Source organism: Serratia sp. CY56464 (genome assembly GCF_052168435.1).
Classification (GTDB): domain Bacteria; phylum Pseudomonadota; class Gammaproteobacteria; order Enterobacterales; family Enterobacteriaceae; genus Serratia; species Serratia marcescens.
In genome coordinates, this window is sequence record NZ_JBJNMV010000001.1 from 2,427,462 (window position 1) to 2,447,175 (window position 19,714).

Below are 19,714 nucleotides of genomic sequence, written 5' to 3' on the forward strand. Positions count from 1 at the left end.
CGCTTATTCTGCGACATAATTAACCTTTTATTTCCATTAAGCCGTGACAGTGATTGCAGTCACAAAACAACAAATCTCTCTCCAATATTAGTCTATTTCTCGCGATGGGATCGTAAAGGTTGCGATTTTGTAGCAAAATGACCACTTATGTTAAAATTGCATTGAGTGACAATAAGTTATGAAAAAAATCATCTTTGCCTCTGTCTTGGGACTCTCGGGAAACGCCATGGCCGCCGAAACGGTAAACATCACCCTGCTGGGCACCTCCGATCTGCACGGTACCTTCGTGCCTTGGGACTACGCCAGCGACACGGAAAACCTGGCGGGCAGCCTGAGCCAGATAGCCACTCAGGTCAAAAAGGTACGCGCCGAGCAGCCTAACCTGATCCTGGTGGACGCCGGCGACACTATTCAGGGCAACTTCGTTGAAACCTTCAAGCATGAGGCCGTCAGCCCGATGATGCTGGGCCTCAACGCGCTCAACTACGACGTCTGGGTGATGGGCAATCACGAGTTCGACTTCGGCCTGCCGGTGCTGGGCACCCCGCTCAAACAGTTCAAGGGCGCGGCGCTGGCGGGCAACATCGTCTGGGACAACGGCAAGCCTTATCTGCCGGCCTACACCACCCTCGAACGCCAGGGCGTGAAGATCGGCATTATCGGCATGGACACGCCGATGACCGCTGAATTCGCCAAGGGCACCGATCGTATCAAAGGACTGAACTTCACCGATCCGGTGCAGGCGGTGAAACAGGTCATCAAACAAATCGACGGTCAGGTCGATGCCATCGTGCTGGTGGCGCATATGGGCATCGACAACGAGAACCAGCGCCCGGGCACCGGCGTGGCCGACATTGCCAACGCCAACCCGGAACTGGCGGCGATCGTCGCCGGCCACATGCATGTGAAGATCGACAAGGCGGTGGTCAACGGCGTCATCATCACCGAACCGGACAAATACGGCCGCGCGCTGTCACGCATCGATCTGCAATTTGAACGCCGCGACGGCAAATTCACGCTGATCGACAAAAACAGCTACACCTACCCGATCAAAGGGCTGACGCCGGACAGCGCCATGCAGGCTCTCTACCAGCCGTATCATGACATTTTGCGCGCCAACGCCAACCGGGTGGTGGCGAAGCTGAGCGGCAGCGATCTGGTGCCTGCCGACGAGTTCCGCGGCATTCCTCAGGTGCACGTGCAGGATACCGGCATCAGCGCGCTGTTCCAGCAGGCCGCCCGTCACTACGCACCGCTGGCGCAGGTGATCGCTCTGCAGATCGACAACGATCGCGCCAAACTGGACGTCGGCGACATCAAGGCCAAGGACATCGCCTTCAACTACCAATACGCCGGCGGCGAGATCACCGTTTATCAGCTTACCGGTAAAGCGCTTAAACGCTATATGGAGTGGTCCGCCGGCTACTTCAATCAGCTGCAGCCGGGCGACGTCACCTACAGCTTTAACCCGGCGCGGCGTTCGTCCAAATATTCCACCAACGATTTCTTCGATGGCGTCACCTATACCATCGATCTGCGCCAACCCGCCGGTTCGCGCATCGTCGATCTGCGCCTGGCAGACGGCACGCCGGTCACCGACGACATGCCGATCCGTCTGGGCATGAACAGTTACCGCATGGGCCACCTGACGCAAAAGGGCGGCGCGCTGGAAGGGCAATCCTTCCCGGTGCTGTTCGACAGCAAAGCGCAATACGGTGAAGAAGAAGGCACCATTCGCCACCTGGCCCTGCGCTACCTGACGGAAGTGAAACACGGCCAATACCAGGGCGTGCCGCCGCAGCGCTGGAAACTGGTTGGCATGGAAGGATACGAACCGCAGCGGGCGATCGTCAAACGGCTGCTTAATGAAGGCGTTATCCAGGTACCGACCACCGACGACGGGCGCTACACCAACGTCGCCTCGATCAACGTCAAAGACGCGCTGTTCAGCAACGCCGACGATTACCGCGCCGCCCTCACCTCGCTGGATCAACAGCGGCAAACTGCCGTGGATCCGGTACAACAGCGCCGCCTGCAGGATCGGATCGCGCTGATCAAAGCACTCAACGATTTCTGATCTTCGCCCATAAAAAAGGCCACCCAATGGGTGGCCAAACATGTCGAGATATTATTATTTCGTACTAAGATCTTAGCGCTTCAGCACCGCTTTTACCGCGTCGCCGATGTCCGCCAGGCTGCGAACGGTTTTCACGCCCGCCGCTTCCAGCGCAGCAAACTTCTCGTCCGCCGTGCCCTTGCCGCCTGCGATGATGGCGCCCGCGTGGCCCATACGCTTGCCTTTCGGCGCGGTCACGCCGGCGATGTAACCGACAACCGGTTTGGTGACGTGTTCTTTGATGTAAGCTGCCGCTTCTTCTTCAGCGCTGCCGCCGATCTCACCGATCATCACGATCGCTTCGGTCTGCGGATCCTGCTGGAACATCTTCAGGATATCGATGAAGTTGGAGCCCGGGATCGGGTCGCCGCCGATGCCCACACAGGTGGACTGGCCCAGACCGGCATCGGTGGTTTGTTTCACCGCTTCATAGGTCAGGGTACCGGAACGGGAAACGATGCCCACTTTGCCCGGCAGGTGGATGTGGCCAGGCATGATGCCGATTTTGCACTCGCCCGGGGTGATCACGCCAGGGCAGTTCGGCCCAATCATGCGCACGCCGGCTTCATCCAGCTTCACTTTCACGGTCAGCATGTCCAGGGTCGGGATGCCTTCGGTGATGGTGATGATCAATTTGATGCCGGCATCGATCGCTTCCAGAATGGAGTCTTTGCAGAACGGCGCTGGAACGTAAATGACGGAGGCCGTCGCGCCGGTCGCTTCAACCGCTTCGCGCACGGTGTTGAACACCGGCAGACCCAGGTGCTGAGTGCCGCCTTTGCCTGGGGTGACGCCGCCAACCATTTTGGTGCCGTAAGCGATAGCTTGTTCGGAGTGGAAAGTCCCCTGGCTACCGGTGAAGCCCTGGCAAATTACTTTGGTGTTTTTATCGATTAAGATGGACATTATTTACCCTCCACTGCTGCAACAACTTGCTGAGCCGCATCAGTCAGGCTGGTCGCAGCAATGATATTCAGGCCGCTGTCCGCCAGTTTCTTGGCGCCCAGTTCGGCGTTGTTCCCTTCCAGGCGCACCACGACCGGGACGTTAACGCCCACTTCAGCCACTGCGCCGATGATGCCGTCGGCGATCAGATCGCAACGAACGATACCACCGAAGATGTTAACCAGAACCGCTTTCACCTTGTCGTCGGACAGGATGATTTTGAACGCTTCGGTCACGCGCTCTTTGGTCGCGCCGCCGCCTACGTCCAGGAAGTTGGCCGGCTCGCCGCCGTGCAGTTTAACGATGTCCATGGTGCCCATCGCCAGACCTGCGCCGTTCACCATGCAGCCGATGTTGCCGTCGAGGGCAACGTAGTTCAGCTCCCACTGGGCCGCACGGGATTCACGCTCATCTTCCTGAGAAGGGTCACGCATTTCACGCAGTTCAGGCTGACGGAACAGGGCGTTGCCGTCGGCGCCCAGTTTGCCGTCCAGGCACACCAGATCGCCCTGCTTGGTGATCACCAGCGGGTTGATCTCAACCATCGCCAGGTCGCGCTCCAGGAACAGCGTCGCCAGGCCCATGAAGATCTTGGCGAACTGGCTGACTTGCTTGCCGGTCAGGCCCAGTTTGAAAGCCAGCTCACGGCCCTGATAAGGCTGTGGACCCGCCAGCGGATCGATGGTCATTTTGTGGATCAGTTCAGGGGTTTCTTCCGCCACTTTCTCGATTTCCACGCCGCCTTCGGTAGACGCCATGAATACGATGCGACGGGTCGCGCGGTCTACGACGGCGCCCAGGTACAGTTCTTTATCGATGTCGGTCGCCGCTTCAACCAGGATCTGGTTAACCGGCTGGCCCAGCGCGTCAGTCTGGTAAGTCACCAGACGCTTGCCCAACCAGGCTTCCGCGAAAGCACGGATATCTTCTTTGCTGTTGACGACTTTAACGCCGCCCGCTTTACCGCGGCCGCCAGCATGAACCTGACATTTCACCACCCACGGGCCGGAGCCGATTTTGGATGCGGCTTCTTCTGCTTCACGCGGAGTGGTACAGGCGTAACCGGTCGGTGCCGGCATGCCATACCGAGCAAACAGCTGTTTTGCCTGATATTCGTGTAAATTCATGATGTTCTATCCATTCAGTTCTGAAGGTTTTTAGCCGGACCATTATTACGCGGTAAACCGCATGGTTTTCCGGCCACATAGCACAGAGTGCGGGCGCGGCACGCCGCGCCCGGCAAGGGTTACTAGACGTCCAGCAGCAGACGAGCCGGATCTTCCAGCATCTCTTTGACCGTCACCAGATAACCGACGGATTCTTTACCGTCGATCAGGCGGTGGTCATAAGACAGCGCCAGATACATCATCGGCTGGATCACCACCTGACCATTGACCGCCATTGGGCGATCTTTGATGGCGTGCATGCCCAGGATGGCGCTCTGCGGCGGGTTGATGATCGGAGTGGACATCAGGGAGCCGAATACGCCGCCGTTGGTAATGGTGAAGTTACCGCCGGTCAGCTCTTCCACGGTCAGTTTGCCGTCGCGGCCCTTAACGGCCAGCTCTTTGATTTTCTTCTCGATGTCAGCCATGCTCATGGCGTCCACATCGCGCAGTACCGGCGTCACCAGGCCGCGCGGGGTAGAAACCGCGATGCTGATGTCGAAGTAGTTGTGGTAAACCACGTCGGAACCGTCGATCGACGCGTTCACTTCCGGGAAGCGCTTCAGCGCTTCAACCACCGCCTTAATGTAGAAGGACATGAAGCCCAGACGCACGCCGTGACGCTTCTCGAAGGCTTCGCCGTACTGCTTGCGCAGATCCATGATCGGCTGCATGTTGATTTCGTTGAAGGTGGTCAGCATCGCGGTGCTGTTCTTCGCTTCCAGCAGACGCTCAGCGACGCGTTTGCGCAGGCGAGTCATCGGCACGCGTTTTTCGCTACGGCCGGCCAGAGCAGGCTGCGGTGCGGCTTCAGCGGCGGCGGCCGGTTTGGCGGCGGCGCCGCCTTTGGCCAGGTGCGCTTCCACGTCTTCACGCGTGATGCGGCCACCCACGCCGGTGCCTTTGATGGCGCCGGCATCGAGGTCGTGTTCGGCGATCAGGCGGCGAATCGCCGGGCTGAGCGCGTCATTGCTTTCTTCTTCCAGGCTCGCGGTCGCGCGCTGTGCAGGCGTGGACTCTTTCTCCTGGCTCTTCTCGGCGGTCGGTTTGCCGGAGCTGTCGCCTGGGCGGATGCGGCCGAGCAGCTGGCGAGACAGTACGGTCGCGCCCTCTTCTTCCACGATAGCATCGAGAATGCCCGCTTCACTGGCCGGCACTTCCAACACCACTTTGTCGGTTTCGATTTCAACCAGGACTTCATCACGCTGCACGCTGTCGCCCGGCTTTTTGTGCCAGGTGGCTACGGTCGCATCGGCAACCGATTCAGGAAGGTCAGGAACCAGAATATCTACGCTACTCATTTAGCTTTCCCTTAAGTTTTTTATCATCTGCTTGCCGGCCCCACGGCCGGCAAGCGAGCGAACATTAGTCAATATTCAGCGCGTCGTTCACCAGAGCCTGCTGCTGCTTCTGGTGTACGGACATATAGCCCACCGCCGGAGAGGCGGAGGCCGGACGTCCTGCGTAACGTAAAGAAGCCCCGAACGGCACCACTTCACGGAAGTTGTGCTGGCTGCAGTACCAGGCGCCCTGGTTCAGCGGCTCTTCCTGACACCAGACGAAATCATGCACGTGCGAGTATTGCTCCAGCACGGCCTGCACGGCCTGATGCGGGAACGGATACAGCTGCTCGATGCGCACGATGGCCACGTCTTTCTGCTCGTTCTTGCGACGCTGTTCCAGCAGGTCGTAGTAGACCTTGCCGGAGCACAGCACGACGCGCTTGACCGCTTTCGGATCCAAGTCGTCGATCTCGCCGATCGCCGGCAGGAAGGTGCCGTTGGCCAGCTCGTCCAGCGAAGAAATCGCCAGCGGATGACGCAGCAGCGACTTCGGCGACATCACCACCAACGGACGGCGCATACCGCGCAGCGCCTGACGACGCAGCATATGGTAAACCTGCGCCGGCGTAGACGGGACGCACACCTGCATGTTCTGCTCTGCGCACAGCTGCAGATAGCGTTCCAGACGCGCGGAAGAGTGCTCAGGGCCCTGGCCTTCATAGCCGTGCGGCAGCAGCATCACCAGGCCGCACATACGGCCCCATTTTTGCTCGCCGGAGCTGATGAACTGGTCGATAACGACCTGCGCGCCGTTGGCGAAGTCGCCGAACTGCGCTTCCCAGATGGTCAGCGTACGCGGTTCCGCCGTGGCGTAGCCGTATTCGAACGCCAGCACCGCTTCTTCAGACAGCACGGAGTCCCAAACCTTGAATTCGCCCTGGCCGCTGTGGATATTCGCCAGCGGAACGTAGACCGAACCGTTTTTCTGGTTGTGCACCACCGCGTGACGGTGGAAGAAGGTGCCGCGGCCGGCGTCTTCGCCGGAGATGCGGATTGGAATGCCTTCATCCGCCATGGTGGCGTAGGCCAGCGTTTCGGCGGCGCCCCAGTCGAACGGCTTGTTGCCTGCGGCCATCTCGGCGCGGTCAGCGTAGATTTTCGCCACGCGCGACTGCATTTCGATCGCTTCCGGCACGGTGCTGATGCGGCGTGCCAGCTCCTGCAGGCGCTTCATCTCAACCTTGCTCGGGTACTCTTCGTCCCACTCGTGGTTCAGGTACGGTGACCAGGTGAAGGAGTGCAGGTTCATCGGACGCCACTCTTCAACCACGCAATCGCCGCGGTCGAGCGCGTCGCGGTACAGGTTGACCATTTCCGTGGCATCTTCCAGGCTGGCCACTTTCTGCTCGGTCAGCACGTCAGCATAGATTTTGCGCGGCGTAGGGTGTTTCTTGATCTTCTGATACATCACCGGCTGGGTGGCGCTCGGCTCGTCGGCCTCGTTGTGCCCATGGCGACGGTAGCAGACCAGATCGATCATCACGTCACGCTTAAAGGTGTTACGGAAATCCAACGCCAGGCGGGTGACGAAGGCCACGGCCTCCGGATCGTCCGCATTAACGTGGAAGATCGGCGACTGAACCATTTTGGCGATGTCGGTGCAGTATTCGGTAGAGCGCGCATCCAGCGGGTTGGAGGTGGTGAAGCCAACCTGGTTGTTGATGACGATACGCACGGTGCCGCCCACTTCGTAGCCGCGGGCCTGAGACATGTTCAGGGTTTCCTGAACCACGCCCTGGCCGGTGATGGCGGCGTCGCCGTGGATGGTGATCGGCAGCACCATGTTGCTGCGCGCTTCGTCCAGACGATCGCGACGGGCGCGAACCGACCCCATGACCACCGGGCTGACGATCTCCAGGTGCGACGGGTTGAACGCCAGCGCCAGGTGAACCATGCCGCCTTCGGTTTCCACGTCGGAAGAGAAGCCCTGGTGATATTTCACGTCACCGGTGCCGAGGTGTTCTTTATGCTTGCCGGCGAATTCGTCGAACAGATCGGCCGGCTTTTTGCCCAGCACGTTGATCAGCACGTTCAGACGGCCGCGGTGGGCCATGCCCAACACCACTTCGCGCGTGCCGTTCTTGCCGGCGTGGCGCACCATCTCTTTCAGCATCGGCACCAGCGCGTCGCCGCCTTCCAGCGAGAAGCGTTTGGCGCCCGGGAATTTGGCGCCCAGGTAACGTTCCAGACCTTCCGCTGCGGTCAGCTCGTTCAGGAAACGGCGTTTTTCGTCGGCGGTAAAGCTGGCGCGCCCCACCACCGACTCGATACGCTGCTGGATCCAGCGTTTCTCTTCGGTGTTGGTGATGTGCATGTACTCAGCACCGATCGACCCGCAATAGGTCTGCTTCAGCGCGGCGTACAGATCGCCCAGCTTCATGGTTTCTTTGCCGATGGCGAAAGAGCCCACGTTGAAGGTTTCCTGGAAATCGGCTTCGGTCAGGTTGTGGTAAGCGGGATCAAGGTCAGGAACTTGCTCGCGCTGCCACAGGCCAAGCGGATCGAGGTTGGCATGCTGATGCCCGCGGAAGCGGAAGGCGTTGATCAGCTGCAGTACCTTGACCTGTTTGGCGTCGGTTTCCGGATCGGTGATGGTGGTGTTGTAGCGCGCGGAGTCTTTCGCCAAGCGGCGGAAGTAATCGCGCGTTTGAGAGTGAAGCTGATCGGGTTTGACACCCGCGGTTGGTAGCTGTTGAAAAATGGAACGCCAGCTATCTTCAACGGAACCCGGATCGGTTAAGAAGTCTTCATAGAGCTGCTCTATGTAAGACTGGTTCGCGCCCGCCAGATAGGAGGAATCCAGCCAGGCCTTCATTGCGCCGTTCTGCATCATGATCCCTTAAGCTTTGAAGCTTTAGTTTTCGCCGTGGTTAACATAATTACCGTGATGAATACGGTTTGCCGTAAAACGGTTCACTCGACGTACTTGCGGCCATGACGGCCCGATACGTTCTGTTATGGACCTTGCGGTCCCTTACAAGGAACCTCTAAAAACCGGCGGAAGAACCAGGCTGCATAGCGCCGCAGCCGCGGGTCAGTTTTTAGAGGTTCCCTCCCCTATGGGATGTGCGCCGGAAAAGAGCCCGGCGCAGCATCTCATTCCGTTTATGCGCCGCGTTGCAGCAGCATGGACTTGATATGCCCGATCGCACGCGTCGGGTTCAAGCCTTTAGGGCATACACTGACACAATTCATAATGCTATGGCAGCGGAAAACACTAAAAGCGTCGTCCAGATCATCTAAACGTTCTTGCGTTTCCGTGTCACGGCTGTCGATCAGGAAGCGATACGCCGCCAACAGACCGGCTGGGCCGATGAACTTGTCCGGGTTCCACCAGAACGATGGGCAAGAGGTTGAACAGCAGGCGCACAGGATGCACTCGTACAGACCGTCCAACTTGGCGCGCTGCTCCGGCGATTGCAGGTGCTCGCGCGCCGGCGGGTTCTTGCCGTCGTTCAGCAGGTATGGCTTGATCTTTTCATATTGGGTATAGAACTGGCCCATATCCACCACCAGATCGCGCACCACCGGCAGGCCCGGCAGCGGACGGATCACGATCTTGCCGTTGCCTTTGCGCAGCGACGAAACCGGAGTGATGCACGCGAGGCCGTTTTTACCGTTCATGTTCAGGCCGTCGGAACCGCACACGCCTTCGCGGCATGAGCGACGGAACGACAGGGTCGGGTCTTTTTCTTTCAGCTGGATCAACGCATCCAGCAGCATCATGTCGCGACCTTCTTCCGCTTCCAGGGTGTAATCCTGCATGTGCGGCGCGTCGTCGACATCCGGATTGTAGCGATAAATGGAAAATTCGAGTTTCATCTGTCGATCTCCGCAATTAGTAAGAACGCACTTTCGGCGGGAATGCCGGGCGCAGCTTCGGTTGCATGTTCACTTCACGACGCGTCATGCTTTCCGATTGCGGCAGATACAGCGAATGGCACAGCCAGTTGGCGTCATCGCGTTCCGGATAGTCGAAGCGGCTGTGCGCGCCACGGCTCTCGGTACGGAAGTTGGCCGACACGGCGGTGGAATACGCGGTCTCCATCAGGTTATCCAACTCCAGACATTCGATGCGCTGGGTGTTGAACTCGCTGGAGGTATCGTCCAGGCGTGCGTTCTTCAGACGTTCACGGATCACTTTCAGTTCTTCCAGGCCCTTGGCCATCGCATCGCCTTCGCGGAATACCGAGAAGTTGTGCTGCATGCAAGACTGCAGCGCTTTGCGAATTTCGACCGGGTCTTCGCCGGAACGGGTGTTGTTCCAACGATTCAGACGGTCCAGCGAGGCTTCCACGTCGGAGTCGCTGGCGTCACGGCTCACGCCCTGCTCTTCCAGCGATTCCTGCAGGTGCATGCCGGCGGAACGGCCGAACACCACCAGGTCGAGCAGCGAGTTGCCGCCCAGGCGGTTGGCGCCGTGCACCGATACGCAGGCGATTTCGCCCACGGCGAACAGCCCCGGGATCACCACGTCTTCGCCCTTCTCGTTCACGGTCAGCGCCTGGCCGGTCACCTTGGTCGGAATGCCGCCCATCATATAGTGACAGGTTGGGATAACCGGGATCGGCTCTTTCACCGGATCGACGTGCGCGAAGGTGCGGGACAGTTCCAGAATGCCCGGCAGACGGGATTCCAGCACCTCTTTGCCCAGGTGATCCAGCTTCAGCTTGGCGTGCGGGCCCCAAGGACCGTCGCAGCCGCGGCCTTCGCGGATTTCGATCATGATCGAACGGGCAACCACGTCGCGGCCCGCCAGATCTTTGGCGTTCGGCGCATAACGCTCCATGAAGCGCTCGCCGTGCTTGTTCAGCAGGTAACCGCCTTCGCCGCGGCAGCCTTCGGTCACCAGCACGCCCGCGCCGGCGATGCCGGTCGGGTGGAACTGCCACATTTCCATGTCCTGCACCGGCACGCCGGCGCGCAGCGCCATGCCGACACCGTCGCCGGTGTTGATGTGGGCGTTGGTGGTGGACTGGTAAATGCGGCCTGCGCCGCCGGTCGCCAGCACGGTGGCCTTGGCTTTGAAGTAAACCACTTCACCGGTTTCGATGCAGATAGCCGTGGTGCCGACCACCGCGCCGTCCTGGTTTTTCACCAGATCAAGCGCATACCACTCGGAGAAGATGGTGGTGTGGTTTTTCAGGTTCTGTTGGTACAGGGTATGCAGCAGCGCATGGCCGGTACGGTCGGCTGCGGCTGCGGTACGCGCCGCCTGCTCGCCGCCGAAGTTCAGCGACTGGCCGCCGAACGGGCGCTGATAAATGCGGCCGTCGTCCAGACGAGAGAACGGCAGGCCCATGTGTTCCAGTTCCAGAATCGCTTCCGGGCCGGTTTTACACATATATTCGATGGCGTCCTGGTCACCGATATAGTCGGAACCTTTCACCGTGTCGTACATATGCCATTCCCAGTTGTCCTCGTGGCTGTTGCCAAGCGCGACGGTAATGCCGCCCTGTGCGGACACGGTATGGGAACGGGTCGGGAAAACTTTGGACAGCAGGGCACAGGTCGAGCCCGCTTGGGAAATTTGCAGCGCGGCACGCATGCCCGCACCGCCGGCGCCGATTACGACGGCATCAAACTCTCTGACTGGCAGTTTCATTTAAGCACCCCACACTACGATTGTTCCGTACAGTAAATAGACCAGCAACGCGACCACGACAGCCAGCTGCAACACCAGGCGAACCGCCAGCGGCTTGACGTAGTCCGTCAGCACCTGCCACAGCCCGATCCAGGCGTGCACCAGAATCGACAGCAAGGTCAGCAGAGTGAACACTTTCGTAATGGAAGTGGCGAAGAAACCGCGCCAGATGTCATAAGTGAGTTCCGGAGCCGTGACGAAAAAGCCCAGGATATACAGGACGTACAGGGTGATGATGATCGCGGAAGCACGCAGCAGCAGCCAATCGTGCACGCCGTTGCGCCCTAATGCAGAAACGTTGTTTACCATACGAGGACTCCAGCCAGAACTGACAGCACGACGGTCAGACCGATCGCCACCTGGGCGGAACGGGTGCCGGCGGCCAAACTCTCTTCGATGTAGCCAAAATCCATTAACAAGTGACGGATGCCACCGCAAATGTGATAGGCCAGCGCCGTAAGGATGCCCCAGAATATGAATTTGACGATGAAGCTATTCATGATGGCGGCCGCCTGCAGGAACCCCTCTTGGGAAGAGAGTGACAGGCCCAGCAGCCAGAGGAGGATACCCACGGCAACGAAGGTAATTACGCCAGAGACTCGGTGTAAGATAGACGCTATCGCAGTTACGGGGAACCGGATCGTTTGCAGATCCAAGTTGACAGGTCGTTGTTTTTTCACGTATTTGCCCACACAGCTCTTATTATTTTCCTTCCTCCGGGCCTGGGCGGGGATCAGACAGCGTTAAGAGCCTAAAACCCTTACACGTCACGCGCTCAAACATCAACATCCTCTGTGCTCAAACGGCGCGCATTTATAACGCTGGGTGCTCCTACTTCAGGGTAATCCGGAGACCTGGCGGCAGTATAGGAGGATCACATTCTGATTACAATTCTCATACAACCGCTTTGATAACATTTCCCCCGAACAGTGATTCAGATCACGGATTTCACAATTAGTGCAAAATTAATTATCTGATTTGACAAGAGATCAACATTTCCATTACATATAGGGGCACAAACGGTCCTATGATGCGCTATGGGTCAGCAGATACACTTCCTCCCGGGTTCGAGTTATGCAACAGTGTATTTGGCGAACCTATCCCAATAGCCGTTGTTTCCCGCTCGAGTTTGCCGGCGTCAAAAGCAAATAAAGCACATAAAAAACAGATTATTGGGATAGGTTCACATCTCTTCGAACAGCTCATAGGTAAGATTAACAGACTATAACGAATTACTCTGAATCGTTAACAACTGGTCACCCGTCTCGTTCGCCTGGTCAGCACTCTGTACCCTACCCGCGCACAGTTGCGCAGTCGCTCACAGAGTTAGCGTCCGCACCATTTTTTGCGGGCAACCTGCAGAGATTTAAGGTATTTCAGTTGTTAGTGGTTTTTAAAATAAGGCGCTAAGGAGACAGTAAATGACTGATAAGAAAGCGACGCTAACCATTAACGACAGCGAAGCTCCGATCGAACTGGGCGTATTGACACCGACACTGGGCCCTGATGTCCTCGATGTCCGCGCCCTGGGTTCCAAAGGTTATTTCACATTTGATCCCGGCTTTACCTCCACCGCTTCTTGCGAATCCAAGATTACCTTCATCGACGGCGACAAAGGCGTGCTGCTGCACCGCGGCTTCCCTATCGAGCAGCTGGCGAAAGAATCTTCCTACCTGGAAGTGTGCTACATCCTGCTGTACGGCGAGACCCCAACGCCGGAAGAATTCGAAACCTTCAAGACCACCGTAACCCGCCATACCATGATCCACGACCAGATCACCCATCTGTTCCGTGGCTTCCGCCGCGACTCGCACCCGATGGCGGTGCTGTGCGGCGTGACCGGCGCGCTGGCGGCGTTCTACCACGATGCGCTGGACGTCAACAACGAGCGTCACCGTGAAATCACCGCGTTCCGCCTGCTGTCCAAAATGCCGACCGTGGCCGCGATGTGCTACAAATACTCCCTGGGCCAGCCGTTCGTTTATCCGCGCAACGATCTGTCCTACGCCGGCAACTTCCTGCACATGATGTTCGCCACTCCGTGCGAAGAATACGTGGTGAACCCGGTGCTGGAACGCGCCATGGACCGCATCCTGATCCTGCACGCCGACCATGAGCAGAACGCCTCTACCTCAACCGTGCGCACCGCCGGCTCTTCCGGCGCCAACCCGTTCGCCTGCATCGCGGCCGGCATCGCCTCCCTGTGGGGGCCGGCGCACGGCGGCGCCAACGAAGCGGCGCTGAAAATGCTGGAAGAGATCAAGACCGTCGAGCACATTCCGGAATTCATCAAGCGCGCCAAGGACAAGAACGACTCCTTCCGCCTGATGGGCTTCGGCCACCGCGTGTACAAGAACTACGATCCGCGCGCCACCGTGATGCGCGAAACCTGTCACGAAGTGCTGAAAGAGCTGAACAAGAAGGACGACAACCTGCTGCAAGTGGCGATGGAGCTGGAACACATCGCGCTGAACGACCCGTACTTCATCGAGAAGAAACTGTACCCGAACGTCGACTTCTACTCCGGCATCATCCTGAAGGCGATGGGCATTCCTTCTTCCATGTTCACCGTGATCTTCGCCATCGCGCGCACCATCGGCTGGATCGCCCACTGGAACGAAATGCACGACGAAGGCATCAAAATTGCCCGTCCGCGTCAGCTGTACACCGGCTATGCCGAGCGTGATTTCAAATCCCAGCTGAAAAACAAGTAAGCCACTTTCCTGGCTGAAACCGTACAGCGCCGCCCCTTCGGGCGGCGTTTTTTTTTGGTTATTTCTGGCAGCCCGGGCACCAATAAAACGGCCGCGACGACAGGTCCGTACGCACGATCATCCCACCGCAGCGTTCGCACGGCTCACCGCTGCGATGAAACACCTTGAAGCGAAACAGCGCGCCGTGATGCCGGTTGTCATCCGCCTGCCCGCGCGTCTGGTAGGAAAGGCGCGGCACCGCCAGCGACGCCTCCGCCAGGCGCCGCAGCGCCTCTGGCGCCAGATCCTGCGGTTTGTGCTGCGGCACCAACTCGGCCTGCCACAGGATTTCGGCGCGCAGATAGTTGCCCAATCCGGCAAGAAACGCCTGGTCGAGCAGCATGCCGCCCAGCTGCCGGCGGCGAAAACGCGGCGTCAGCAAACGCTCCTGCACCTCATCCACCGTCAGCGACATGTCCAACACGTCGGGACCGATGCGTTGCAAAAACGGGTGTTGTTCTATTTCCTCGCGCGGCCCGAGGGTAATGTCGGAAGCGCTGTAGAGCAATATCGCGCTGCGGGCGGTTTCCAGCCGCACCCGCAGTTCGCGTTTGGTCTCCGGCGTCTCCCCCGCCGCCGCCACTTTCCACACGCCATACAGCTGGTTATGGCTGTACATCGTCAGCCCGTTGGAGAAATGGGTCAGCAGCGCCTTGCCGCGCGGCTCGATGGCGACGATGCGCTCGCCGAGCAAACGCTGGCGGTAGTGCTTCAACTGGGGAAAAGTGAAATCGACGGCGGTCAGCGGCTGATCGATCACCGCCGCCGCCAGTTTGTCCGCCGCCCGGCGGATCTCCGGTCCTTCCGGCATAGACCACTCCTTGCGTAGACCCGGCGCAACCCGGTGCGCCGGGAGTGTTCTTGATTAATGCGTCGCGCCGCCCACCACTTTCAGATCGTGTTCCACCTGCAAAGCGATGGAAACGGCCAGCTCCAGCGCAAACAGCACCGTCGAAGCCGCCATGCTCGGCGCGCCGGGGTGCGCCGCCGCCTGCTCAGGCAAATACGGGATATGGATAAAACCGCCCTTCACCTCGCGTTGGCCGCTCAAACGGTGCAGCAGCCCATACATCACATGGTTGCACACGTAGGTGCCGGCAGTCTGCGAAACGGCGGCCGGAATGCCGGCCTCGCGCATCGAACTCACCATCGCTTTGATCGGCAAAGTGCTGAAATAGGCCGCCGGACCGCCGGCGACGATCGGTTCGTCCACCGGCTGCTGCCCCTGATTGTCGGGGATACGCGCGTCGTCGACGTTGATCGCCACCCGTTCAATCGTGATGTCGGTGCGGCCGCCGGCCTGGCCGATAGCCAGTACCATCACCGGCTGCACCTCGTCGATCGCCGCGTTGAGCGCCTCCAGCGCCGCGCCGAACACGCACGGCAGCTGGCGCGCCACAATGCGCGTGCCGACCAGTTCCATATCGTTGAGCTGCTTCACCACTTCCCAGGAGGGATTGAGGCGCTCACCACCAAACGGCTCGAAGCCGGTGATCAATACTTTTTGCATCCTTACTCCTACAGGAACATCAGGAAATACAGCAGGAACACGTTAACCAACAGCAGCAGCACACCGGTCGGCACCTGCGCCTTGATCACCGCATTCTTGTCCGGCAACTCCAGCAGCGCCGCCGGCACAATGTTGAAGTTCGCCGCCATCGGCGTCATCAGGGTGCCGCAATAGCCGGAGAACATGCCGATCGCCGCCATCACCGCCGGGTTGCCGCCGTGTTGCAGCACCAGAATCGGAATGCCGATGCCTGCGGTGACGATCGGGAACGCGGCGAAGGCGTTGCCCATCACCATGGTCAGCACCGCCATACCGATAGCGTAGACCGCCACGGCGATAAAGCGGTTATCCACCGCCAGATACTCCTGGGTCAAATGCGAGATTGCGGTGCCGACGCCGGCGACGGTAAACAGCAACCCCAGCGTGGCGAGGATCTGCGGCAGAATGAACGCCCAGCCGATCGAATCCAGCAGGCGCCGCGCTTCCTGTATCGGCTGCAGGGCCTTCTCACGGGTCATTTTCACCGCGATCGCCAGACCGATCAGGCAGCCGACGGTCATCGAGAACAGGGTGATCAGCGTCGCGTGGTTACCGCTGCCGAACACCGCGCTTTGCAACGCCGGCACGTTGTTGAACAGTAGCACGCCGATCACCGTCACGACCGGGATCGCCAACGCGGGGATAAACAGCTTGTTGCCCAAACGCTTGGCGCTGGCCTCGCGCTCCTGCGGCGTTCGCTGATGATAGCTGCCGAGGCGCACGCCGCCGAAGCCGGCGATCAGGGCCATCACCACCACCACCCCGCCAACGATGATATGCAGCATGCGTTTCTCGTTGCTGCCTTCGCCGAGCACATCGCCCAGCAGGCGGTAAGTCCAGTCGCCGACCAGGAATACCAGGCCGTACAGCCCCCAAAACAGCCCGGTGGTGATGCGGCGCGGGTTGGCGCGATCGCGGAAGGACATCACCGCCACAATCAGCAGCACCGCGCCGGCCAGCCAGTAGAGATATTGTTGCTGGAAGTTCATCGCGCCTCCCCCTTCGCCTGCAGCGCCGCCTGATTCAGCTGCGCCAGCTCGGCGCTCAGCTGTTTATCCATCCGATACAGCCGGAACGCGTGGATCAGGAAAGCGAAAATGGCGGTCGGAATGCCCCACAGCGCGATATGCAGCGGCTCGGTCTGAATGCCGCCGGACTCCAGCATAAAGTTATGCATGAAGATGATCGCGCCGAAGGCCACGAAAATATCCTCGCCGAAGAACAGCCCGACGTTGTCGGTCGCGGCCGACATGGCGCGCAGGCGGTGGCGGGTGCGCTCTGGCAGCTCGCCGTAGCGGTTTTCCGTCGCCCCTTCCGCCATCGGCGCCAGCAGCGGCCGCACCATCTGCGGGTGCCCACCCAGGCTGGTCAGCCCCATCGCCGCGGTGATCTCGCGCACGAACAGGTACACAATCAGCAAACGGCCGGCGGTGGCGCTTTTGATCTTGGCGATCCACGCCTGCGCCCGCTCTTTCAGCCCGTGTCGTTCCAGCAGGCCGATCACCGCCAGCGGCAACAGCAGGATCAGCGGCAGGTTGCGGGTATTGAGAAAGCCCTCGCCGAGCTTTTCCAGAATGACGTCCAGCGGCATTAGCGCCGCCAGACCGGTGATGATGCCGGCGGCGATCACCACCAGCACCGGATTGAAACGCAATACAAACCCGACCACGATCGCAGCGATGCCGATCAGTGGCCAGAGATTCACGGCCTGTTCCATAGTCTTCCCTCAATATTTTCTAATAGTTTTTTGCTTGTGATGTTGTGTCTTGCTTTATTGCTCCGCGCTGACGCGGATGCCCTGCTGAACAAAACTGTCCCGCAGCTTGCGCGCATACGCCAGCGCATGCTCGCCGTCCCCGTGCAGGCAGACGGTTTCCGCCTGTACGGCGGCCCAGACGCCATCCACGCTGCGAACCCGGTGATGGCGCACCATCTCCAGCGTTTGCGCCAGCGCCTGTTCGTCGTCCTCGATCAGCGCCCCCGGCAAACCGCGCGGCACCAGCGTGCCGTCGGCCTGATAGCCGCGATCGGCGAATACCTCTTGCCGGGTGGTCAGGCCAAGTTGTTCCCCGGCGCGGATCAGCGCGCTGCCGGCCAGCCCCACCAGCCGCAGCGCCGGATCGACCGCCTGCACCGCCCGAGCGATCGCTTCCGCCAGCGCCGGCTCAACCGCCGCCTGGTTGTACAGCATGCCGTGCGGCTTAACGTGCACCATCACTCCGCCCTCGGCGCGGGCGATGGCCGCCAGCGCCCCGAGCTGATACACCACCTGCGCGTAGACCGTTTCCGGCGGCAGCTGCATGCGGGTCCGGCCGAAGTTCTCCCGATCGGGAAAACTCGGGTGGGCGCCAATCGCCACGCCGTACTGCAATGCCCAGCGCACCGACTGACGCATGGTCTGCGCATCGCCGGCGTGGAAGCCGCAGGCGATGTTGGCCGAACTCACCAATTGCAGCAGCGCCTGGTCGTTGGCGCAGCCTTCGCCGAGATCGGCGTTCAAATCAACGATCATGTAACCCCCAGGCAATCTGTCGAAGGAAGAGATCCTGCTCGGCCTTGGCGCGCTGCGCCTCGGCCAATGAGCAGAGAACGAAGTGGATCGGTTCGCCGAGACGGACCTGCGCCAGATGGTAGAGATCGGCTTCGATCACGCAGGCGATGCGCGGGTAACCGCCGGTGGTTTGCGCATCAGCCATCAGCACGATCGGCTGGCCGTTGTGCGGCACCTGCACCACGCCGGGCATCAGGCCGTGCGACAGCATCTCTCTCTCAGTGGTGCGCGCCAGCGGCGTGCCGCCATGCAGGCGGTAGCCCATGCGGTTGCTCTGCGGGCTGAGCTGCCAGGCGGAGCGCCAGAACGTGTCCTGCGCCTCTTCGCTGAACTCGGCGTACTCCGGCCCCGGCAAAGCACGGATGCGGTTGGTGAACAGCAGCTGTTTCACGCCGCAGGAATGTTGCGGTTGAGCGGCAGAGTTGCCCAGCGGCAGCCGATCGCCGTCCTTCAGGTTACGGCCTTCGTGGCCGCCAAAGGCGGCTTTCATGTCGGTGCTGCACGATCCCAGCATTTCCGGCACGGCGATACCGCCCGAGATCGCCAGGTAGCTGCGCATGCCGCGTTTCGGCGTGCCCAGCGCCAGCCGCTGCCCCTTTTTCACCGGATAGCGCCAGCCGGTCCACAGCGGCTTGCCGTCCAACTGCGCGTCGCAGCCGGCGCCGGTCAGAGCGATCCAGCCTGCGCGGGTAAACTCGGCGCTGAACTGGCCGAGCGTGATCTCCAGCCCGGCGGCCTCCGGCGCATTGCCCACCAGCAGGTTGGCGATCTTCAGCGCCGGTTGATCCAGCGCTCCGCCGGTGCTGATGCCCAGACGGCGGAATCCCTCGCGGCCCAAATCCTGCACCGTGGTATAGATGCCGGCGCGCAGAATAATCAGCATACGCCCTCCTTCTGCGGCACAAAGCGTACGTTATCGCCCGGACGCAGCAGCGTCGGCGGCATTTCATGCGGATTGAACAACGCCAACGGCGTGCGGCCGATCAGCTGCCAGCCGCCGGGCGTCACCAGCGGATAGATGCCGGTCTGGCCGCCGCCGATGCCGACGGAGCCGGCCGCCACCGCCAGACGCGGTTCAGCGCGGCGCGGCGTCGCCAGTTGTTCCGGCATGCCGCCCAAATAGGAGAAGCCCGGCTGAAAGCCGAGAAAATAGACCACATAAGCTGCCGCCGCGTGGCATTCCACCACCTGTTGCGGCGTCATGCCGGTATGGCGCGCCACCTCATCCAGGTCGGGGCCCTGTTCCCCGCCGTAGACAACCGGAATATCCACCTGGCGCGACTCCGGCGCCAGGCGCTCTTTGCTTTCCCAGCCCTGCTGCAGCAACGCCAGCATCGCTTCGGCGTCGGCCTGCGGCGTATGCAGCAACAGCGTCAGGTTGTTCATCCCCGGCACCACTTCCCGCACGTCGGGATGGTGATTCAGCTTTTCCGCCAGCGCCCAGATGCGCTGCTGGCTCGGCAACGTCACCGGCGGCGACAGTTCAAGCACTACCGCTCTTTCACCCAACAGGTAATAACGCGCTTGTTGCACCCTTATTCTCCTTATTATTATCGCGCTGAAAAACACACCAGTTATGCGTGACGCGGCCCCGGCTGTCAATAGAGCGCAACCATAAGGAAAATAAGGAAATAGCGCGATAAAAGG

The 19,714-nt window shown here is 60.2% G+C and carries 17 protein-coding genes; 2 read left to right on the forward strand and 15 right to left on the reverse strand.

What is annotated here, in order from left to right:
* Positions 1 to 178: 178 nt before the first annotated feature.
* Entirely contained in the window at positions 179 to 2,077 is a 1,899-nt protein-coding gene (locus ACJ8KE_RS11870; RefSeq protein WP_442517247.1) for a bifunctional metallophosphatase/5'-nucleotidase, read from the forward strand.
* A gap of 72 nt (positions 2,078 to 2,149) precedes the next feature.
* On the opposite strand, the gene sucD is transcribed toward ACJ8KE_RS11870, so the two are convergent.
* The 8 genes from sucD to sdhC all read right to left on the reverse strand — a co-directional run bounded on the left by sucD (position 2,150) and on the right by sdhC (position 11,906).
* Positions 2,150 to 3,022 (reverse strand): succinate--CoA ligase subunit alpha, encoded by an 873-nt coding sequence (gene sucD, locus ACJ8KE_RS11875; RefSeq protein ID WP_004939878.1) that lies wholly within the window; start codon positions 3,020 to 3,022, stop codon positions 2,150 to 2,152.
* Entirely contained in the window at positions 3,022 to 4,188 is a 1,167-nt protein-coding gene (sucC, locus tag ACJ8KE_RS11880) for an ADP-forming succinate--CoA ligase subunit beta (RefSeq protein WP_015376978.1), read from the reverse strand. The genes sucD and sucC overlap by 1 nt, the downstream gene beginning before the upstream one ends.
* A 122-nt stretch (positions 4,189 to 4,310) precedes the next feature.
* Complete coding sequence (odhB, locus tag ACJ8KE_RS11885; protein WP_015376977.1) at positions 4,311 to 5,528, reverse strand: 2-oxoglutarate dehydrogenase complex dihydrolipoyllysine-residue succinyltransferase; 1,218 nt, start codon at positions 5,526 to 5,528, stop codon at positions 4,311 to 4,313.
* Between the two features lie 64 nt (positions 5,529 to 5,592).
* Positions 5,593 to 8,400 (reverse strand): 2-oxoglutarate dehydrogenase E1 component, encoded by a 2,808-nt coding sequence (gene sucA, locus ACJ8KE_RS11890; RefSeq protein ID WP_025301881.1) that lies wholly within the window; start codon positions 8,398 to 8,400, stop codon positions 5,593 to 5,595.
* Between the two features lie 275 nt (positions 8,401 to 8,675).
* Positions 8,676 to 9,392, reverse strand: coding sequence for a succinate dehydrogenase iron-sulfur subunit (locus ACJ8KE_RS11895; RefSeq protein WP_015376975.1), 717 nt, complete (start codon positions 9,390 to 9,392; stop codon positions 8,676 to 8,678).
* A gap of 16 nt (positions 9,393 to 9,408) precedes the next feature.
* Positions 9,409 to 11,175, reverse strand: coding sequence for a succinate dehydrogenase flavoprotein subunit (gene sdhA, locus ACJ8KE_RS11900; protein WP_015376974.1), 1,767 nt, complete (start codon positions 11,173 to 11,175; stop codon positions 9,409 to 9,411).
* Positions 11,176 to 11,523 (reverse strand): succinate dehydrogenase membrane anchor subunit, encoded by a 348-nt coding sequence (gene sdhD, locus ACJ8KE_RS11905; RefSeq protein ID WP_004939891.1) that lies wholly within the window; start codon positions 11,521 to 11,523, stop codon positions 11,176 to 11,178.
* Positions 11,517 to 11,906, reverse strand: a complete 390-nt coding sequence (gene sdhC / locus ACJ8KE_RS11910) for a succinate dehydrogenase cytochrome b556 subunit (protein ID WP_004939893.1) — start codon at positions 11,904 to 11,906, stop codon at positions 11,517 to 11,519. The genes sdhD and sdhC overlap by 7 nt, the downstream gene beginning before the upstream one ends.
* Positions 11,907 to 12,635: 729 nt before the next feature.
* On the opposite strand from sdhC, the gene ACJ8KE_RS11915 reads away from it, so the two are divergent.
* Entirely contained in the window at positions 12,636 to 13,928 is a 1,293-nt protein-coding gene (locus ACJ8KE_RS11915; protein ID WP_016928730.1) for a citrate synthase, read from the forward strand.
* Between the two features lie 58 nt (positions 13,929 to 13,986).
* On the opposite strand, the gene nei is transcribed toward ACJ8KE_RS11915, so the two are convergent.
* Genes nei through pxpB form a run of 7 tightly spaced genes read right to left on the reverse strand, consistent with a single transcriptional unit; the run spans position 13,987 to position 19,600 of the window.
* On the reverse strand, positions 13,987 to 14,778 hold the full coding sequence (gene nei, locus ACJ8KE_RS11920) for an endonuclease VIII (RefSeq protein ID WP_306376653.1): 792 nt from the start codon (positions 14,776 to 14,778) through the stop codon (positions 13,987 to 13,989).
* A gap of 54 nt (positions 14,779 to 14,832) precedes the next feature.
* Positions 14,833 to 15,477, reverse strand: a complete 645-nt coding sequence (gene pcp / locus ACJ8KE_RS11925; protein ID WP_016928732.1) for a pyroglutamyl-peptidase I — start codon at positions 15,475 to 15,477, stop codon at positions 14,833 to 14,835.
* Positions 15,478 to 15,485: 8 nt separating this feature from the next.
* The gene (locus ACJ8KE_RS11930) at positions 15,486 to 16,505 is read right to left on the reverse strand and encodes a DUF979 domain-containing protein (protein ID WP_174137945.1); all 1,020 of its coding nucleotides are present in this window, start codon (positions 16,503 to 16,505) and stop codon (positions 15,486 to 15,488) included.
* Positions 16,502 to 17,233 carry a DUF969 domain-containing protein gene (locus ACJ8KE_RS11935; RefSeq protein WP_016928734.1) on the reverse strand — a complete coding sequence of 244 codons (732 nt, stop codon included), beginning with the start codon at positions 17,231 to 17,233 and terminating at the stop codon, positions 16,502 to 16,504. The genes ACJ8KE_RS11930 and ACJ8KE_RS11935 overlap by 4 nt, the downstream gene beginning before the upstream one ends.
* Before the next feature lie 54 nt (positions 17,234 to 17,287).
* Complete coding sequence (gene pxpA, locus ACJ8KE_RS11940) at positions 17,288 to 18,028, reverse strand: 5-oxoprolinase subunit PxpA (RefSeq protein ID WP_016928735.1); 741 nt, start codon at positions 18,026 to 18,028, stop codon at positions 17,288 to 17,290.
* Complete coding sequence (gene pxpC, locus ACJ8KE_RS11945; RefSeq protein ID WP_306376652.1) at positions 18,018 to 18,950, reverse strand: 5-oxoprolinase subunit PxpC; 933 nt, start codon at positions 18,948 to 18,950, stop codon at positions 18,018 to 18,020. The genes pxpA and pxpC overlap by 11 nt, the downstream gene beginning before the upstream one ends.
* On the reverse strand, positions 18,944 to 19,600 hold the full coding sequence (gene pxpB / locus ACJ8KE_RS11950) for a 5-oxoprolinase subunit PxpB (RefSeq protein WP_282676597.1): 657 nt from the start codon (positions 19,598 to 19,600) through the stop codon (positions 18,944 to 18,946). The genes pxpC and pxpB overlap by 7 nt, the downstream gene beginning before the upstream one ends.
* Between the last annotated feature and the right edge of the window lie 114 nt (positions 19,601 to 19,714).

What these genes read in the sequence shown, in the direction of transcription:
- ACJ8KE_RS11870 (WP_442517247.1), top strand. Translation starts at nt 179, where the DNA reads ATGAAAAAAATCATCTTTGCCTCTGTCTTGGGACTCTCGGGAAACGCC.
- sucD (WP_004939878.1), bottom strand. Translation starts at nt 3,022, where the DNA reads ATGTCCATCTTAATCGATAAAAACACCAAAGTAATTTGCCAGGGCTTC.
- sucC (WP_015376978.1), bottom strand. Translation starts at nt 4,188, where the DNA reads ATGAATTTACACGAATATCAGGCAAAACAGCTGTTTGCTCGGTATGGC.
- odhB (WP_015376977.1), bottom strand. Translation starts at nt 5,528, where the DNA reads ATGAGTAGCGTAGATATTCTGGTTCCTGACCTTCCTGAATCGGTTGCC.
- sucA (WP_025301881.1), bottom strand. Translation starts at nt 8,400, where the DNA reads ATGCAGAACGGCGCAATGAAGGCCTGGCTGGATTCCTCCTATCTGGCG.
- ACJ8KE_RS11895 (WP_015376975.1), bottom strand. Translation starts at nt 9,392, where the DNA reads ATGAAACTCGAATTTTCCATTTATCGCTACAATCCGGATGTCGACGAC.
- sdhA (WP_015376974.1), bottom strand. Translation starts at nt 11,175, where the DNA reads ATGAAACTGCCAGTCAGAGAGTTTGATGCCGTCGTAATCGGCGCCGGC.
- sdhD (WP_004939891.1), bottom strand. Translation starts at nt 11,523, where the DNA reads ATGGTAAACAACGTTTCTGCATTAGGGCGCAACGGCGTGCACGATTGG.
- ACJ8KE_RS11915 (WP_016928730.1), top strand. Translation starts at nt 12,636, where the DNA reads ATGACTGATAAGAAAGCGACGCTAACCATTAACGACAGCGAAGCTCCG.
- nei (WP_306376653.1), bottom strand. Translation starts at nt 14,778, where the DNA reads ATGCCGGAAGGACCGGAGATCCGCCGGGCGGCGGACAAACTGGCGGCG.
- pcp (WP_016928732.1), bottom strand. Translation starts at nt 15,477, where the DNA reads ATGCAAAAAGTATTGATCACCGGCTTCGAGCCGTTTGGTGGTGAGCGC.
- ACJ8KE_RS11930 (WP_174137945.1), bottom strand. Translation starts at nt 16,505, where the DNA reads ATGAACTTCCAGCAACAATATCTCTACTGGCTGGCCGGCGCGGTGCTG.
- ACJ8KE_RS11935 (WP_016928734.1), bottom strand. Translation starts at nt 17,233, where the DNA reads ATGGAACAGGCCGTGAATCTCTGGCCACTGATCGGCATCGCTGCGATC.
- pxpA (WP_016928735.1), bottom strand. Translation starts at nt 18,028, where the DNA reads ATGATCGTTGATTTGAACGCCGATCTCGGCGAAGGCTGCGCCAACGAC.
- pxpC (WP_306376652.1), bottom strand. Translation starts at nt 18,950, where the DNA reads ATGCTGATTATTCTGCGCGCCGGCATCTATACCACGGTGCAGGATTTG.